Raw genomic sequence first — 3,413 nt, forward strand, 5'->3', positions numbered from 1 at the left:
TCCGCCATCCCGAATCTCCCTGCTTCGACCATCATCACAGAATCACCGATCGGCTTCTATGCAAAGGTCTCACAAGGGGAGAAGGGGGGCTGCGCTTGAACGTCAGTCGTTGCGCCTGAAATTGCGGATGCGGTCGAACAGCACGGCGAGCAGGATGGCGCCGCCGATGAACACGCCCTGCCAGAAGGCATTGATGCCGAGCAGGCCGAGGCTGTTGCGGATGACCTCGATCAGCGCCGCGCCGACGACCGCGCCGAAGGCTGTGCCCATGCCGCCGGCCAGGTTGGCGCCACCGATGACGGTGGCGGCGATCACCTGAAGCTCCATGCCGTTGCCGAGATTGGTGGTAACCGCGCCCAGCCAGCCGGTCTGGATGATGCCGGCAAGGCCAGCCGCCAATGCCGAGATCATGTAGACGACAACCTTGATCTGGCGCACCGGAACGCCGGTCAGCGTTGCCGCATGCTCGTTGCCGCCGATGGCGAAGATGTGCCGGCCGAATTTCGTCCAGCGCAGCACAAAGCCGGTGATCAACGCCAGCACGATCATGTAGAGCACCGGATTGGCGATGCCGAACACCCATGCGCCGCCGCCCAGCGCCAGCAGCTTGTCGTGGTCCGGTCCGAACTGGAAGACGACGGTGTTGTTGGAGGCGACCATGGCAAGGCTGCGTGCAATCGACAGCATGCCGAGCGTCACCACGAAGGGCGGAAAGCCGAGATAGGCGATCAGAACCCCGTTGAAGGCGCCGATGATCAGCGCTGTCGCGATCGCAGCGCCAATGCCGATCTCGATGCCGTGGCCGGCATGCATGGTCACGGCCAGCACCATCGAGCACAGGCAAAGCACCGAGCCGACCGACAGGTCGATACCGCCGGTGATGATGACGAAGGTCATGCCGAGCGCCACGATGGCGACGAAGGTGACGTTGCGGGTGATGTTGTAGAGGTTCTTGGTCGTGGCGAAGGAATCCGTGGCCACCGACAGGAACAGGCAGGCGAGGATGACCGCGATCACCACCCAGAAGGTCTGGCTGGCAAACACCTTGCTCAGCAAGGTGTGCTGCTTGTGCGCGATCGTCTGATCAAGGGTGACTGCCATTATCGACCTTTTTTACTCATGGTTGAGGCGTCAATCATACCTGTTCGATGGCGCCGGTGATGAGTCCGGTGACTTCTTCCGGCGAACTCGATGCGATCGTCTTGTCGGCGACCTTGCGGCCGCGCCGCATGACGATGACGCGGTCGGCGACGTCAAAGACGTCGGGCATGCGGTGGCTGATCAGCACGACGGCGATGCCCTGGTCGCGCAAATGGCGGATCAGGTTCAGCACCTCGGCGACCTGGCGCACCGAGATCGCCGCCGTCGGCTCGTCCATCAGCACGATCTTGGCCTGCGAAAGCATGGTGCGGGCGATCGCCACCGCCTGCCGCTGGCCGCCCGACATTTGTTTGACCAGGTCGCGCGGGCGCGTTTCGGATTTCAGCTCGGCGAAGATCTGGCCGGCACGCTTGTACATCGCAGCATAGTCGAGGATGCGAAGCGGCCCGAGGCCGCGGCCCAATTCACGGCCGAGATAGACGTTGGCGGCGGCCGTCAGATTGTTGCACAGTGCCAGGTCCTGATGGACGATTTCGATGCCGTGCTGGCGCGCCTCGACCGGCTTGTGCAGGATCAGCTCCTTGCCGTCCATCTGCATCGTGCCATGGCTCGGCGGGAAATTGCCGGCGATCATCTTGACCAGCGTCGACTTGCCGGCGCCGTTGTCGCCCATCAGGCCGACAACCTGTCCGGCCTCGATCGACAACGAAACGTCGTTGACCGCCTGGATGGCGCCAAAATGCTTCGAGATGTTGGTGAGTTCGAGAACCGCCACCAGCCTTCTTGCCTCCCCGTGCTTTGCGGCCTGCGGTTCTGCCGCGGCCTTTCGCTCTCCCCAGTTCCTCCCGGAGGCAGCGATTTTGCCCATTTACGCATAAGCCACCTTGGCGTCAACCACGGCTTCTTTCGAAAAATCAGTTTTGTAGGACAAATAGCATTGACGTCGGTGACAAGGCGATATTAGCTAAGTGTCGGAGGAGCTTGCGCCGATCCCCCGGGGTTGCCGGGAGGAATCGGTGAGGGTTTGTCGGTCAGGGATTTGGCAACCAGCAGTATCTGTCGGTGCCGGTCTGAGACTGAATATGAAAATGCTTATCGACCTGGCTTGGTGACACGAGTGCGACGTCCTCTGTCATCTTGCTCCGGGTCGATCTGTGTGTGGCGGGCACGCCGTGTCCGTTTGTTTCAAAGGGAGGACTGACATGAGGAAATCACTATTGCTCGCTGCCGCCGCCGTCATGGCGCTGGGTGCCGGGCCGGCCATGGCCAAGAAACAGCTCGTCATCGTCGTGAAGGGTCTCGACAATCCATTCTTCGAGGCCATCCACCAGGGTTGCGAGAAATGGAACAAGGAAAACGCCAGCTCGGAATATGAGTGCTTCTACACCGGACCGGCGTCGACCTCGGATGAGGCCGGTGAAGCCCAGATCGTCCAGGACATGCTGAGCAAGCCCGACACGGTGGCGATGGCGATTTCGCCGTCGAACGCGCCATTGATCGCGCAGACGATCAAAAGCGCCAATCCGTCGATCCCGATCATGACCCTCGACGCCGACCTCAGCAAGGAAGACGCGGCGCTGCGCAAGACCTATCTCGGCACCGACAACTACCTGATGGGTCACAAGATCGGCGAATACATCAAGAAGGCCAAGCCGAATGGCGGCAAGATCTGCACCATCGAAGGCAATCCGGCCGCCGACAACATCCTGCGCCGCGCGCAGGGCATGCGTGACGCGCTGTCGGGCAAGGACGGCCTCGCGGCGCTGGCGGGCGAAGGCGGCTGGACGGAAGTTGCCGGCTGCCCGGTGTTCACCAATGACGACGGCGCCAAGGGCGTGCAGGCGATGACCGACATCCTCGCCGCCAATCCCGATCTCGATGCCTTCGGCATCATGGGCGGCTGGCCGCTGTTCGGCGCTCCGCAGCCCTACCGCGACCTGTTCAAGCCGATGGCCGACAAGATCGCCAGCAACGCCTTCGTCATCGGCGCCGCCGACACGATTGGCGACGAGGTGGCGATTGCTCGTGACGGGCTGGTGACCGCACTGGTTGGCCAGCGGCCGTTCGAGATGGGCTACAAGGCGCCTTCGGTGATGATCGACCTGGTCGACGGCAAGCCGGTCGCCGATCCGGTGTTCACCGGCCTCGACGAATGCACCAAGGACACCGTCGACACCTGCATCCAGAAGTAGGTTCGCAGTTTCGGGGGGGCCGGGGCCCGGGGGCCCCCGGGGCAGGGGGGAAAAAAAAAAACCCCGGGCCGCGCGGTTGGGGGGGGGGGCGCGGAGTTTTTTGGGGCCGGGTTTAGGGGT

3 protein-coding genes are annotated in these 3,413 nt (G+C 62.7%); 1 reads left to right on the forward strand and 2 read right to left on the reverse strand.

From position 1 onward, the window contains the following. Positions 1–102 precede the first annotated feature (102 nt). Positions 103–1,101 (reverse strand): ABC transporter permease, encoded by a 999-nt coding sequence (locus NKI58_RS35315; protein WP_352786686.1) that lies wholly within the window; start codon positions 1,099–1,101, stop codon positions 103–105. A 34-nt stretch (positions 1,102–1,135) separates the two neighbouring features. Continuing rightward, positions 1,136–1,876, reverse strand: a complete 741-nt coding sequence (locus tag NKI58_RS35320) for an ATP-binding cassette domain-containing protein (protein WP_352700186.1) — start codon at positions 1,874–1,876, stop codon at positions 1,136–1,138. A 427-nt stretch (positions 1,877–2,303) separates the two neighbouring features. Between NKI58_RS35320 and NKI58_RS35325 the strand changes: the two genes are divergently transcribed. Further along, on the forward strand, positions 2,304–3,293 hold the full coding sequence (locus tag NKI58_RS35325) for a sugar-binding protein (RefSeq protein WP_023675805.1): 990 nt from the start codon (positions 2,304–2,306) through the stop codon (positions 3,291–3,293). Positions 3,294–3,413 lie beyond the last annotated feature (120 nt).

The sequence above is a fragment of the Mesorhizobium sp. M0522 genome, from assembly GCF_040321085.1.
GTDB lineage: Bacteria > Pseudomonadota > Alphaproteobacteria > Rhizobiales > Rhizobiaceae > Mesorhizobium.

Coding starts and splice junctions, on each gene's coding strand:
- NKI58_RS35315 (WP_352786686.1), bottom strand. CDS start 1,101: ATGGCAGTCACCCTTGATCAGACGATCGCGCACAAGCAGCACACCTTG.
- NKI58_RS35325 (WP_023675805.1), top strand. CDS start 2,304: ATGAGGAAATCACTATTGCTCGCTGCCGCCGCCGTCATGGCGCTGGGT.